The organism is uncultured Ruegeria sp. (assembly GCF_947497005.1).
In the GTDB taxonomy this organism is placed as follows: domain Bacteria; phylum Pseudomonadota; class Alphaproteobacteria; order Rhodobacterales; family Rhodobacteraceae; genus Ruegeria.
On record NZ_CANMFF010000010.1, the window covers coordinates 116365 to 130436 of the forward strand.

Below are 14072 nucleotides of genomic sequence, written 5' to 3' on the forward strand. Positions count from 1 at the left end.
TAACTCCTCCAGTCGCGCAGCTATTCTTGAAAATTCTGGCCGCCTACCGCGCGGGACATGCCGCGAAACTCGGCGATCAGAGTGTTGTCCTGATTGGTAACGCGAACGTCGTAAATTCCGCTGCGGCCCGTCACTGAGACTTCGGTTGCGGTGGCGGTCAGGCTGTCCCCTTTCCGCCCGGGGGCCAGGTAACTTATCATCGTGTGCTGGCCAACGGTTGCCACGTTGCGGCTGTTGCAGGCAAAGGCAAATGCGCTGTCCGCCAGCGCATGAGTGACGCCTCCGTGGCATATCCCGTGACCGTTACAGTGGTTGCCGGTGATTGTCAGCGTCAGAACAGAATGCCCTTCGCCTACCTCGACGATCTTCATCCCGAACCATTTACTGGCTTCGTCGTTCACCCACATCGCGGCAGCGGATTTTTCGGCGCGTTCTTTGGGGGTCATCGTCAACGTCCCTGAAAATTTGGCGCGCGCTTTTCAAGGAAGCTGGACACGCCTTCGGCGTAGTCAGCGCTTTCGCCGCAGGTTTTCATTGCATCAGCTTCGATATCAAGCTGATCGGACAAAGATGTGGTGGCAGCAATTTGAATGCACTGTTTCGTTAAGCCCAGCCCAAGGGTGGGGCCGTTGGCGAACTGAGCGGCAAGGGCACGCGCCTCTGACATCAATTGATCGTCGGGCAGGGCTTTCCAGATCAACCCCCAGTCTTCGGCTTGTTTGGCCGGAAGGGGCTGGGCTGTCAGTGCCAGTCCTTTGGCGCGCGCTTCACCTAACAGGCGCGGCAAATGCCAACTGCCACCAGTGTCCGGAATCAGTCCGACTTTGGAGAAGCTCTGAATGAACTTTGCGCTTTCCCCGGCCAGAACCATGTCGCAGGCCAGCGCAAGATTTGCGCCAGCACCGGCAGCCACCCCGTTTACGGCGCAGATCACCGGGAAATTCAATGACCGGATCAGTCGGACAAGGGGGGCATAATACGTGCGTACCGTTTTACCCAGGTCTGGCGGGCCATCCATTTTTGACGGATCGCGATCTCCGAGGTCCTGACCGGCGCAAAAGCCACGGCCGGCGCCGGTCAGCAAAACCGCGCGGGCTCTGTTGTCGCTTGCGTTCTTTAACGCGCCCTGTAACGCCAGATGCATTTCTTCGTTGAACGAATTCAGCTTGTCGGGGCGGTTCAGGGTGATTTCGACCCAGTTCCCGTGGTTTTGCGCAAGAATCGTATCGCTCATGACTGTCTCATCTGATCTCGTTTCAACTTAATCATTGCATTAACCGAACGGTTGGTCAATATATAAACCCGAACCGAATCTGAGCCGATCAAAGGGATTGCCGATGTCGCAGTCGTCGCTGGTGAGCGTTGAATATATGGGTGACGTGGCCTGGGTCACGGTTGAAAATCCGCCAGTGAACGCGACCTCGACCGGGGTTCGGCAGGGACTGTCCGACGCTGTTGATACTGTCAAAGACGCCCGTGTTGCCGTGCTGAGTTGCGCGGGCAGAACTTTTATCGCAGGCGGCGACATGTCCGAGTTCGATGCGCCTCCGGTCGAGCCACATCTGCCTGACGTTGTTCAGAAAATCGAAGACAGTGAGGTGCCCTTTATTGCTTGTATGCACGGCAATGTACTGGGTGGCGGGTTCGAGATCGCCATGGCATGTGCCTGGCGGATCGCGGCACCCGGTACGGGTTTTGGTCTGCCAGAAGTCAATGTAGGTTTGATCCCCGGGGCAGGAGGCACACAACGTTTGCCGCGCCTCGTGGGAATGCAGGCTGCAATCGACATGACCTGTTCCGGAAAAATCATGAAAGCCGAGGCGCTGGCCGAGCTCGGCGGCGTTGATCTTGTCGCTGAAGATCCGAAAGCTGCGGTTCTGGATTTTGTTGCCAAATTGCCCAACCGCCCGCAATCTGTCAGCCAGCGTTCCGTGGCGGCATTTGCACCTGACCTGTTGGCGACAAGCCGTCAGGTCTTGGAGAAACGCGCAAAGGGTCAGCAATCACCGCTGGAAAACCTGACTGCGCTTAGTTGGTCTGTTGAACCGTTCTCTACGGCGCAACCGAAAGAACGTGCCCGCCATCTCGCGTTACGCCAAAGCGCCGAAAGCCGTGCCCTGCGCCATGCTTTTTTTGCCGAACGCAACGTCTCAAAGCCCAACTTAATCAAAAGCGTGGCCCCAGGTGATATCAACCGGATCGCAGTTGTCGGGGGGGGGCTGATGGGGGCCGGAATTGCCACAGCCGCCTTGATTGGCGGGCTATCGGTCACATTGATAGAACGCGACCCTGACGCAGCGAAGGCGGCGCAATATCGGGTTGAGGGTCTGCTGCAAGGCGCAGTCAAACGAGGCAAGATGTCCGAAGCGCAGCTTCGGGATCGTCTTGCCGCGTTCCGTGCCGTGGACAGCTATGCAGAAGCCGCCGACGCGGACTTGGCAATCGAAGCGGTCTTCGAAGACTTGTCCGTCAAGCAGCAGGTATTTGCAGAGCTGGCCAGGCATATCGAGCGTGATGCAATTCTGGCGACCAACACGTCATATCTGAATCCCATCGAGATTTTCGATGGCATTGAAAACCAGTCTCGGTGCATCGGTTTGCATTTCTTTAGCCCGGCCCATGTCATGAAATTGCTGGAAATCGTGCATACGCCGCAGACGTCCCCCGATGTTGTCGCAACCGGGTTCTCACTTGGTAATAAGCTCCGCAAGGTTTCGGTTCTGTCGGGCATTTGTGATGGGTTCATTGGTAACCGCATGTTGGCCGCCTATCGGCGCGAGGCCGACTATTTACTGGCAGATGGGGCGCTGCCCTATCAGGTGGATCAGGCGATGCGGGCGTTTGGAATGCCAATGGGGCCGTATGAACTACAGGATCTGACCGGTCTTCAAATTGCCTGGGCCAACCGCAAACGCAATGCCGCGACCCGTGATCCAAACGAACGCTATGTGACCATCGCTGATCAGCTATGTGAGATGGAGCGTTTCGGCCAGCGTACCGGCAAGGGGTGGTATCGCTACGAAGAAGGAAATCGCGAACCGATCCGGGATTCAGAAGTCGAGGCGTTGATCGAGACCTATTCTGGCGCGCAGGACATCACCCGCAGGGATTTTTCGAAAGAGGAAATTTCTTCTCGTATTCTGGCTGTTCTGGCCAACGAGGGGGCATTGATCATCGAAGAGGGGATCGCTGAAAACGCCGAAGCAGTCGATATGGTTCAGATCCATGGTTACGGCTTCCCGCGCTGGCGAGGAGGGCCGATGAATTATTGCAAGGAAATCGGAATCAGCGAGACCTGCGCAAATATGCTAACCGTAGCGGAGGAAAGCCCCGGTTCGTGGTGTGTCGCGGACCGTCTTAAAAACAATTAACATGTTGATAGTTACAAAAGTGACCATTAACGCATTCTCGAGTCATGTTTCACAGGGAGGAGACAGAACCATGAAATTCACCAAGTTGAGCACTCTATTGGCCTCAGCAGCTCTGGCCGTTTCGGGCACAGTGGCATTGGCGGCGGATTATACCCTGACCATTTCCAGCTGGGCCCCGCCGACCCATGGCATCAATGCCAAGATGTGGCCGAAATTCGTGGAAATGGTCGAAGAAGCAACCGATGGTAAAGTCACCGCTGAATTGAAGCTGGGAATTGCACCGCCGCCGGCACAGATGGACCTGATCATGGATGGTGCGGCGGATGCCTCGATCATCTTCCACGGCTATCAGCCGGGCCGCTTCGTCACGACCAAGATGATTGAGCTGCCGGGATATGAAGGCTCGGCTGAAGACGCCTCTGTCGCGTATTGGCGCACATACGACCAGCATCTCAAGTCGGCGGACGAACATCGCGGTGTCAAAGTGATTGCCCTGCACACACATGGCCCGGCTCAGCTTCACTCCAGCAGCCCCGTGACCACGCTTGATGAAGTTTCAGGCCTCAAGGTCCGTATTCCGGGTGGTGTTGGCGGTGATGTCGGTACGGCCCTGGGCGCGACGGGCATCCAGGTTCCTGCACCAAAAGTATACGAAACTCTGGCCTCGAAAGCCGCTGATGGCGTTGTCATGCCATTTGAATCCCGTAAGGGTTTCAAGCTGACTGAAGTGGCGCAAAATGTCTATGAAGTACCCGGTGGCCTGTATCGTGGGTCGTTTGCGTTCATCATGAACGAAGACACCTTTGCCGATCTGCCCGCCGATCTGCAGGCCGCGTTGGAAGAGAACGTCTTTGGCGAGCCGCTGAGCCGCGAGATTGGTAAAATCTGGGATGAGATTGACGCAATCGGCCGTGAAGCGACCGAAGGGACCGACGGTAATGCGATCAATGCAGCATCCGCTGAAGATCTCGAAAAGTTCAATGCCATTGCTGTTGATGTGCGCGCCAAGGTCATCGACGAAGTCAATGGTACTGGCGTCGATGCACAAGCCGCTTATGACATGATCGTAAATGAAATGGCTGCCCAGTAACGCAGCCCGGCTGGCGGGATTGAACCGCCAGCCATCTTCACCCGCTGGGGACTACTCATGCAATCTTTCGTGACCTTCGCGCGTCGCGCCAGTATCATTCCTACGGTGCTGGCCTGTGTGGCGCTGTTCATCTTGATGGTGATGACCTTTTTCGACGTCATCCTGCGCTCTGTCTTCAATGCTCCGATTGAGGCCGCAACCGAGTTGACACGGATTCTGATGGCGATCCTTGTATTCTCGGTCCTGCCGATGATCTCGGCAGGGAAAGGGCAAATCGCAGTTGACCTGACAGATGGAATTTTTTCACGCCTGCGGTTGAGCAGGGCACGCGATGCGATTGTTTATCTGGTGTCCGGCATCATGCTCATCTGGCCTATTCAGCGGGTCTGGATTTTGGCGGAACGGGCGCGCGACTACGGGGATGTCACCGAATATCTGGCTATCCCGGTTTTCTACGTTGGCTGGTTCATCGCCGCCTTCACCGCAATCACGGCTGTTGCGATGGTCATCACCGGTCTTTTGTACATTTTTGCCCCTCAAACCTTGTCGGAGCACGCCTAATGACTGCCGCACTGATCGGTTTTGCCCTTGTCCTTGTTCTTGTGTTGGTGCGCTTGCCTATCGTGTTTGCCATGGGGCTGGTTGGGACGCTTGGGTTCGCATATGAGCGAGGAGGCAGCATCCTGTCCGAGCGAGGGTTGAAAGCCGCGATGTCGATGGTGGGCCGTCAGATCACCGACACGGCTCAGGATTATGGCCTGTCGGTCGTGCCACTGTTTATCCTCATGGGCTTGTTCGTGAACAAAGGCGGGCTCGCGCGCGAACTGTACGCGGTTTCAAACGCCTTTCTGGGTCATTTCCGAGGCGGTATCGCAATGGCGACCGTTGCGGCCTGTGGCGGGTTTTCCGCGATTTGTGGTTCCTCTCTGGCAACGGCCGCGACCATGTCCAAAGTCGCGATGCCAGAAATGCGTCGCTATGGGTACGCGGATGAACTGTCAACTGCGTCGATTGCCGCCGGTGGCACGCTGGGTATTCTGATCCCGCCGTCAGTCATTTTGGTTATCTATGGGCTGCTGACCGAAACTTCGATTGGTAAACTCTTCGTCGCCGGCATCATCCCCGGTGTGCTGGGCATCTTGTTCTATCTTTTTGCCGTGCGCTGGACGGTCTGGCGGAGACCTGAATCCGGCCCTGCAGGTGAACGCCATGGCTGGGTTGAGCGTTTGTCGGCGATGCGCTCGGTCTGGGCGGTATTGCTGCTGTTCTTTCTGGTGATCGGCGGCTTGTATGGTGTGTTTGATTTCTACCCTCTGAACCTGACCTTCAGCCCGACCGAGGCTGCAGGTATGGGCGCAATGGGTGCCTTTCTGATTGCGTTGTCGCGCGGAGGCCTTACGTTGAGCTCAACTTTTGAGGTGCTGAAAGAAACCAGTTTCACCGCGGCGGCGCTGTTTTCTGTGCTGATCGGTGCGCAGATCTTTTCGAATTTCATCAACCTTGCCGGTCTGCCCGAAGCACTGATCGCTTTGGTCACTGCATATGACGTAGAACCTTTTGTGGTGATCCTAATGATCCTCGGGATCTACATTATTCTGGGCTGCGTGTTTGAATCGCTGTCGATGCTGTTGCTGACGGTGCCGATCTTTTTCCCGTTGGTCACATCACTGGGATATGATCCGATCTGGTTCGGCATTGTTGTCGTTGTCGTAACCGAGATCAGTTTGATCACCCCGCCCGTTGGCCTGAACGTGTTCATTCTGAAAGGCGTAGTCGGGGACGTATCGACCGGAACGATCTTCAAGGGGGTCACACCGTTCTGGGTGGCAGATATCTTCCGTCTAGCCCTGATCGTACTGGTGCCGTGGCTGGTTCTGGTTCTTCCCGAACAAATGGGAGCGATGGGTCACTGATGTTTTCTCTGACAGCGCTGCCAGAATGGTTCCACACGGATCCTTATCCAATCTACGCCGCGTTGCGCGAAGACACGCCCGTCTGCTGGCAGCCTGACGGATCGGTGGTTCTGTCGCGGTTTGATGACTTGGATCTGGTTTACCGGGATACAACGCGGTTCATATCAGACAAAAAGGCAGTCTTCGGCCCCAAGTACGGGGTCGACAGCCCCTTGTTCGAACACCACACCACCAGCCTTGTGTTCAACGACCCGCCCCTGCACACCCGTGTTCGTAACGTGATGGTAGGGGCGATGAACCCGCGCGCGTTGGCGCAGATGGAGCCAGGCCTGATTCAGCTTGTCGATGGGTTGCTGGATGAAATGCAGGCCAAAGGCTCCGTAGAATTGATCGAGGATTTTGCCGGGGCAATTCCGATCGAGATTATCGGTAATCTGCTTGGTATTCCCCGATCAGAACGTGGTCCATTGCGAGATTGGTCTCTGGCAATTTTGGGTGCTTTGGAGCCTCAGTTGACGCCGGAGCAGGAAGAGTGGGGCAACCGCTCGGTATCTGAATTCAAGGACTTCCTTCGGCACATCATTGAAGATCGCCGCGCCAACCCCGGAGACCCAGCGACGGATGTACTGACCCGGCTGATGCAGGATGACACCGATGGCGGGCTGACCGAGGTCGAACTGTACCAAAACTGCATTTTCATTCTGAACGCGGGGCACGAAACCACAACGAACCTGATCGGGAACACGTTGGAGCTCTTGGACCGGCACCGCGACAAACGGGCTGAGCTGCTGGCCGATCCGGAACTGATCAACATAGCAGTGGACGAGTTTCTGCGGCTGGAAAGCCCCAACCAGTTTGGCAATCGTCTGACAACCGAAGAGGTGACGTTTCACGGCCAGACCATTCCGGCAGGTACAGATATTCACCTGTGTATCGGCGCGGCCAATCGTGATCCACGACAGTTTGAAAGTCCCGATGATGTGGTGCTGAACCGCCGTCCCAACAAGCATCACGCGTTTGCCGGAGGACCCCATACCTGTGTTGGTCTGACCTTGGCACGTATGGAAGGTCGGGTGGCTGTTGGGCGGTTCTTGGCCCGATTTCCTGACTACCACATCACTGAAGGTGCAGAGCGTGGCGGGCGTATCCGATTTCGGGGGTTCGCGCGATTACCTGCGCAGGTTTGAAATGTATGGTTCGTATATTTCAGCTTGGTAAATTATTGACCGACCGTACGGTTTAAAATAAGCTTTCGTCAGGCCGGTAAGGGCTGCGCGAATATCGCTAGACAGATGAGGAGACGCTCATGACAATCCAACAGATTTCCAGCTTCGCGGCCGGTGAATGGGTTTCGCCCGGCTCGGGTGCACGCAACATTGCAAGCGCCGTGACAGGCGAAGTGATCGCCGCAGCGGGTAATAGCGCCCTGGATGTGCAGGCGATGTTGGACCATGCGCGCAATGTTGGCGGTCCGGCCCTGCGCAAAATGACGTTTCACGAGAGGGCTAAGATGCTTAAGGCGTTGTCCACTCATTTGGGTCAGCATAAGCAGGCACTGTACGACCTGTCTTTCAACACAGGTGCCACTCAGTCCGACCACATGATCGACATCGACGGCGGCATCGGAACGATGTTCGTTTTCGCCTCGAAAGGCCGGCGTGAGATGCCGGATGAGCATGTCTACCTGGATGGTGAGGTAGAGCAGCTGTCCCGTAACGGCACCTTCTTGGGGCAACACATCTGCACCCCTTTGCACGGGGTGGCGGTTCATATCAACGCGTTCAACTTTCCTGTGTGGGGGATGTTGGAGAAGCTGGCTCCGACACTTTTGGCGGGTGTTCCAGCAATCGTAAAACCGGCGACGAATTCCTGCTATGTGACCGAACTGTGCGTTCAATTGATGCTTGAGTCCGGCATCTTGCCGACGGGGGCATTGCAGTTGGTGTCGGGTGGCTTGGGCGATATGCTGGACCGCCTGACCATGCAGGACGTAGTCAGTTTCACCGGATCTGCTGACACCGCGTTGAAATTACGCTCTAACCCTGTGATCCTCGAGAACTCGGTGCGTTTCGTGGCTGAACAGGACAGTCTGAACTGTTCGATCCTTGGCCCCGATGCGGAGCCCGGTACGCAGGAATTTGACCTCTTTGTTAAGGAAGTTCAGCGCGAGATGACCGCGAAGGCGGGACAGAAATGTACCGCAATCCGCCGGATCATCGCGCCAGAACCTCAGGTACAGGCGGTGATCGAGGCGTTGTCCGCGCGGCTGGCCAAAACCGTCATCGGCGACCCAAGGCTGGAAACCACGCGCATGGGCGCGCTGGTCTCAAACGGTCAGAAACGCGATGTTCTGGAAAAGGCCGCAATCATCGGACAAGAGGCAGAGCGCGTTTTTGGGAACCCCGATGACTTTGTCGTTGATGGAGCGGATGCCGAGAAAGGCGCTTTCCTGCCGCCGATGTTGTATCACTGTGCCAATCCGGACGTTGCGCAGCGCGTGCACGACACAGAAGCCTTTGGCCCGGTCAGCACAGTGATGGGGTATCGCGATCTCGACCATGCCATCGAACTGGCGAACCGGGGGCAGGGGTCTTTGGTGGCGTCGGTCATTACCCATGACGTGGACGTGGCGCGGCAGGTTGCCATGGGGGCCGGGGCCTATCATGGGCGTCTGTATTTCAACAACCGCGACTCGATGAAGGAATCCACCGGACACGGTTCCCCCTTACCGCATATGGTTCACGGCGGCCCCGGACGCGCGGGTGGCGGCGAAGAGATGGGCGGCGTGCGTGGTGTGAAACACTATATGCAACGGACCGCCATTCAGGGTTCACCTGATCTGCTGGCCGCGATTTGCAACAAATGGGTGCCCGGCGCAGCTGAAATCGAAGGTCCCGCGCATCCCTTTACCCGCAGGTTCCACGAGCTTGCGATTGGTGAGACCATCCACACTGAACCACGTATAATCACCCTTGAAGATATTGAACATTTCGCCAAGTTCACCGGCGATACGTTCTACGCTCATATGGATCAGGCGGCGGCGGAACGGAATCCGTTCTTCCCAGGTCGTGTTGCGCATGGCTATCTGTTGCTGTCGTTCGCTGCCGGGTTGTTTGTTGAGCCGAACGAGGGGCCGGTGCTGGCCAATACCGGCCTTGACGAATTGCGTTTTATGAAGCCCGTTGAGGCGGGTGACAGCATCAAGGTGCGTTTGACGGTCAAAAACAAGACCGGGCGCAACGATGAATATGGCGAGGTCCGCTGGCATGTCACTCTGACCCAGCAGGATGATGAGATCGTTGCTGAATATGAGCTTCTGACAATGGTCGCCTACTAGGCGCAAGGGGTCGGATGGTAATTCCCACCGGCCCGATTATACTTGGCGTATGAAGGATACGGTTCCAGATTGGTTCGAAACCTGTGTCAGCCAACTGACGACAACGGGCACGCAACGCGTGTGGTCTGTCCTGGTCACAATTTTCGGTGATCTGGCGCAGGACGGATCGGATCATATCAGCGGATCATTGATCACTACGCTTACGAGTCTGGCGGGGATCAGAGCCGAGGCCACGCGCGTTGCGCTGCATCGATTGCGCAAAGAAGGCTGGATTGAAAGCACGCGGGTCGGGCGGACCAGTGTGCATCGGTTGACAAATTTTGGTCGCAGCCAAAGCACCGCGGCAACGCCACGCATTTATTCCAGTGAAACGAAAATGCCGGATATCTGGCATGTTCTTATCGCCAGCAACGCGGAAAGGTCCCGAAAGGAATTGTCGGACGTGATGCTGACGGGGGATTACATCTTGCTGAACCCGGCGACTGCCATGGCGCCCGGGCCTATGCCTGAGGATCTAGAGGATCTTTTGGGTGTTGAGAGCAACACCATTTCCGTTCCAGGCTGGCTTCGGGACCTGTGCGGGCCGAAGCCGCTGAAAACTGTCTACGATCAATTCTGGGGCGCAATTCAGGATGTTGAACGGCTTTTGCCTCCCGAAGGGGCGGGTGATCCGATGCGATCTGCAGTTTTGCGCGTTCTGGTCGTGCACGCTTGGCGGCGTATCGTTCTGCGCCATCCGAATCTGCCTCCGGCATTTTTGCCGGATGACTGGAAAGGCGTCGAGTGCAGAGAAGCTGTCTCACGTTTGTTGGAAAGATTGCCTCGTCCCACTCTTACCACTTTGGAAGCCGAGCTGATCGATTAGTCCTTTTCCAGATATCGTTAGGCCGAACTCCCCAGATTTCATGTGCGAATTCAGAGTGGGTCGCTCAGTCTTTGCGGGCATGAAAGCCTGGTATTCTAAAAGTTACTATTAATGTTACATAGAGGACTCGAAGATCGACATTCAAGTAACATAAGTCTTGCATCGAATCGGGTGAACATTTATTAACCGACCAGACGGTTGATATTGTTCCAATGGAACAGGAGAACTCAAAGATGGACGCATTCATTTGTGACGCGACGCGCACTCCGATTGGGCGGTATGGCGGTGCGCTGTCTTCGATCCGCACAGATGATCTGGCCGCACTTCCGCTGGCGGCCTTGAAGGCGCGTAACCCGCATGTCGACTGGACCAGTATCGACGATGTGATCTATGGTGATGCCAATCAGGCGGGCGAGAGTAACCGGAATGTTGCGCGCATGGCGGCCCTGTTGGCCGGTTTGCCAATTGAAGTGCCGGGAACGACGGTGAACCGTCTATGTGCCAGCGGCATGGATGCGGTCGGAATGGCGGCGCGTGGCATCAAGGCGGGCGACTACGATCTGGCCATCGCGGGAGGCGTAGAGAGCATGTCCCGCGCGCCGTTCGTGATGCCCAAAGCAACTTCTGCGTTTACCCGCGGCAATGCAGTATATGACACCACGATCGGTTGGCGTTTTGTGAACCCGAAGATGAAGCAGGATTATGGCGTGGATTCCATGCCGCAAACCGCCGACAATGTCGCCGATGACTATGGGGTCAGCCGAGAAGATCAGGATTCCTTTGCCGCGCGCAGTCAGGCCCGCTGGGTTAACGCGCATGCGGCAGGTGTGTTCAAGGACGAAATCACCCCGGTTTCGGTTCCGCAGCGAAAAGGCGATCCGATTGTCGTTGAAACGGATGAGCATCCGCGCCCGGGAACAACAGCAGAAAAACTCTCGGGTCTAAAAGGTGTGAACGGACCTGAGAGAACGGTGACGGCAGGTAACGCCTCCGGCGTGAATGACGGCGCAGCCGCGATCCTCATGGCGAATGAAGCAGCGGCGGCAAAGAACGATTTGACCCCGATGGCCCGTGTGGTTGGCATGTCCGTGGCCGGTGTCGAGCCGCGCATTATGGGTATTGGTCCGGTTCCGGCGAGCCGTAAGGTTTTGGCGCGCGCCGGGCTCAGCGTCGATCAGATGGATGTGATAGAGTTGAACGAAGCCTTTGCCTCGCAAGGGTTGGCAACACTTCGCGCGTTGGGTCTGCCGGATGATGCGGCCCATGTAAACCCGAACGGTGGCGCGATCGCTCTGGGTCATCCCTTGGGTATGTCGGGGGCACGGTTGGTTATGACTGCCGCGTATCAGCTGCGCCGCACCGGCGGACGCTATGCGCTTTGCACCATGTGTGTGGGCGTCGGGCAGGGCGCTGCACTTATTCTTGAACGCGTGTAACGGAGGAGACGGGACATGTATGCTCAGATGGTAGAATCCGAGGCATCAAACGATGATCCGGACAAGTTGGCCGAATTCCAGGCGCGGATCGACGCCGATATCAAGATTGAACCCAAGGACTGGATGCCTCAGGCCTATCGCAAGACACTGATCCGCCAGATCGGACAACATGCGCATTCCGAGATCGTAGGTCAGTTGCCCGAAGGGAACTGGATCACGCGGGCGCCAACACTAGAACGTAAAGCGATCCTTCTGGCCAAGGTGCAGGATGAGGCCGGACATGGGCTTTACCTGTACTGTGCAGCTGAAACGCTGGGTGTCAGTCGTGACGAGATCACCGAGATGTTGCTGGACGGTCGTATGAAATACTCTTCGATCTTCAACTACCCAACACTGAACTGGGCCGATATCGGTGCCGTCGGGTGGCTGGTCGACGGTGCCGCCATTATGAATCAGGTGCCGCTGCAAAGGACGTCCTTCGGACCTTACTCCCGCGCGATGATCCGCATATGCAAGGAAGAGAGCTTTCATCAGCGTCAAGGCTACGACGCTATTCGCAAAATGGCCGAAGGTACGCCCGAGCAGCGCAAGATGGCACAGGATGCGATGAACCGTCTGTGGTACCCGTCGCTGATGATGTTTGGGCCCTCGGACAAAGACAGCGTGCATTCGGCGCAATCCATGGCGTGGAAGATCAAGATCAACACCAATGATGAGCTGCGCCAGAAATTCGTCGATCAAACCGTTCCGCAGGCCGAATATCTGGGTCTGACCATCCCCGATCCCGATCTGAGATGGAACGAAGAGCGGGGCCACTATGACTACACCGATCCCGATTGGTCCGAATTCTTTGACGTGATTAAGGGCAACGGTCCCTGCAACGTTGATCGTCTGGCCGCGCGTAACAAGGCCTGGGACGACGGTAAATGGGTCCGTGATGGGCTGTTGGCCCATGCCCGCAAGAAACAGGCCGGCAATCTGGCTGCTGAATAAGCTTACCCTGAGGAGGATACCCGATGAATACCGAATGGCCCTTGTGGGAAATCTTCATCCGTGGCCAACATGGGATGAGCCACCGACATGTCGGTTCACTGCATGCTCCTGACGCGGAAATGGCAATCAAGAACGCGCGTGACGTTTACACACGCCGCAACGAAGGCGTTTCGATCTGGGTGGTTGAGGCCAACAACATCTCGGCCTCGTCGCCTAGCGACAAAGGCCCGCTGTACGAGCCCAGCGAAAGCAAAGTGTACCGTCACCCGACCTTCTTCGACATCCCCGATGAAGTGGGGGCGATGTGATGAACCATGACGAAGCCTTCCAGCAGTTTCTGCTGCGGATGGGGGACAACACCCTGATCCTGGGTCATCGCGTCAGCGAATGGTGTGGGCATGCGCCTGTGCTGGAGGAAGATATCGCACTGGCCAATACTGCGCTGGACCTGATCGGTCAGACTCAGATGTGGCTGGGCCTTGCGGGTGAGGTCAAGGGCGGTAAAAGCGCCGATGATCTGGCATTTTTGCGCGATGCCTGGGATTTCCGCAACGTGCTTCTGGTCGAAGTTCCAAACGGTGATTTCGGTCGTACACTGATGCGCCAATTCCTGTTCGATGCCTGGCATTCGATCATGCTTGGGCGTCTGATGACATCCTCGGACGATCGTGTTGCTGCGATTGCCGCGAAAGCAAGCAAAGAGGTTACCTACCATCTCGAACGCTCAGGCGACACGGTTGTGGGACTTGGCGACGGGACCGAGGAAAGCCATGCCCGGATGCAGGAAGCGCTGGATTACCTGTGGCCGTATGTAGGCGAGATGTTCATCAGTGACGAAGTCGATACCACGATAGTTGCGGCTGGGATCGCACCCAATCCAACCGATCTGCGTGATGAATATTATGCTCTGGTCGAGCGAATTCTGACCCTGGCGACTTTGACTATTCCGGAAAGCCGCTTTGCACATAAGGGCGGGCGCGATGGGCGTATGCATACAGAACATCTGGGTCATTTGCTGACGCAGATGCAATGGCTGCAGCGCGCTTATCCCGGGGCAAGCTGGTAAC

13 protein-coding genes are annotated in these 14072 nt (G+C 56.5%); 11 read left to right on the forward strand and 2 right to left on the reverse strand.

Translation table 11 applies throughout. The features are described from left to right. Nucleotides 1-20: 20 nt before the first annotated feature. On the reverse strand, nt 21-446 hold the full coding sequence (paaI, locus tag Q0816_RS15365; protein WP_298852107.1) for a hydroxyphenylacetyl-CoA thioesterase PaaI: 426 nt from the start codon (nt 444-446) through the stop codon (nt 21-23). Between the two features lie 2 nt (nt 447-448). After that, nucleotides 449-1234 (reverse strand): 2-(1,2-epoxy-1,2-dihydrophenyl)acetyl-CoA isomerase PaaG, encoded by a 786-nt coding sequence (gene paaG / locus Q0816_RS15370; RefSeq protein WP_298852109.1) that lies wholly within the window; start codon nt 1232-1234, stop codon nt 449-451. A gap of 103 nt (nt 1235-1337) precedes the next feature. On the opposite strand from paaG, the gene Q0816_RS15375 reads away from it, so the two are divergent. From Q0816_RS15375 to paaC, 11 genes are all read left to right on the forward strand, one after another. Next, nucleotides 1338-3371: an FAD-dependent oxidoreductase gene (locus tag Q0816_RS15375; protein ID WP_298852112.1), complete on the forward strand. Its 2034-nt coding sequence runs from the start codon at nt 1338-1340 to the stop codon at nt 3369-3371. Between the two features lie 70 nt (nt 3372-3441). After that, nucleotides 3442-4461: a TRAP transporter substrate-binding protein gene (locus tag Q0816_RS15380; RefSeq protein ID WP_298852114.1), complete on the forward strand. Its 1020-nt coding sequence runs from the start codon at nt 3442-3444 to the stop codon at nt 4459-4461. A 57-nt stretch (nt 4462-4518) separates the two neighbouring features. Then, nucleotides 4519-5022, forward strand: coding sequence for a TRAP transporter small permease (locus tag Q0816_RS15385; protein ID WP_298852116.1), 504 nt, complete (start codon nt 4519-4521; stop codon nt 5020-5022). Then, on the forward strand, nt 5022-6374 hold the full coding sequence (locus Q0816_RS15390; RefSeq protein WP_298852119.1) for a TRAP transporter large permease: 1353 nt from the start codon (nt 5022-5024) through the stop codon (nt 6372-6374). Before Q0816_RS15385 ends, Q0816_RS15390 begins: the two co-directional genes overlap by 1 nt. Beyond that, nucleotides 6374-7561: a cytochrome P450 gene (locus tag Q0816_RS15395; protein ID WP_298852121.1), complete on the forward strand. Its 1188-nt coding sequence runs from the start codon at nt 6374-6376 to the stop codon at nt 7559-7561. Before Q0816_RS15390 ends, Q0816_RS15395 begins: the two co-directional genes overlap by 1 nt. Nucleotides 7562-7680: 119 nt before the next feature. Beyond that, entirely contained in the window at nt 7681-9711 is a 2031-nt protein-coding gene (gene paaZ, locus Q0816_RS15400; RefSeq protein ID WP_298852123.1) for a phenylacetic acid degradation bifunctional protein PaaZ, read from the forward strand. Between the two features lie 49 nt (nt 9712-9760). Beyond that, a complete protein-coding gene (locus Q0816_RS15405; RefSeq protein ID WP_298852125.1) occupies nt 9761-10576 on the forward strand; it encodes a PaaX family transcriptional regulator C-terminal domain-containing protein in 816 nt (271 codons plus the stop codon). Between the two features lie 233 nt (nt 10577-10809). Continuing rightward, a complete protein-coding gene (pcaF, locus tag Q0816_RS15410; RefSeq protein ID WP_298852127.1) occupies nt 10810-12012 on the forward strand; it encodes a 3-oxoadipyl-CoA thiolase in 1203 nt (400 codons plus the stop codon). Between the two features lie 15 nt (nt 12013-12027). Continuing rightward, a complete protein-coding gene (paaA, locus tag Q0816_RS15415; RefSeq protein ID WP_298852129.1) occupies nt 12028-13005 on the forward strand; it encodes a 1,2-phenylacetyl-CoA epoxidase subunit PaaA in 978 nt (325 codons plus the stop codon). Between the two features lie 23 nt (nt 13006-13028). Continuing rightward, nucleotides 13029-13313, forward strand: coding sequence for a 1,2-phenylacetyl-CoA epoxidase subunit PaaB (gene paaB / locus Q0816_RS15420; protein ID WP_050604311.1), 285 nt, complete (start codon nt 13029-13031; stop codon nt 13311-13313). Continuing rightward, nucleotides 13313-14071: a 1,2-phenylacetyl-CoA epoxidase subunit PaaC gene (gene paaC, locus Q0816_RS15425; protein WP_298852141.1), complete on the forward strand. Its 759-nt coding sequence runs from the start codon at nt 13313-13315 to the stop codon at nt 14069-14071. Before paaB ends, paaC begins: the two co-directional genes overlap by 1 nt. Nucleotide 14072 lies beyond the last annotated feature (1 nt).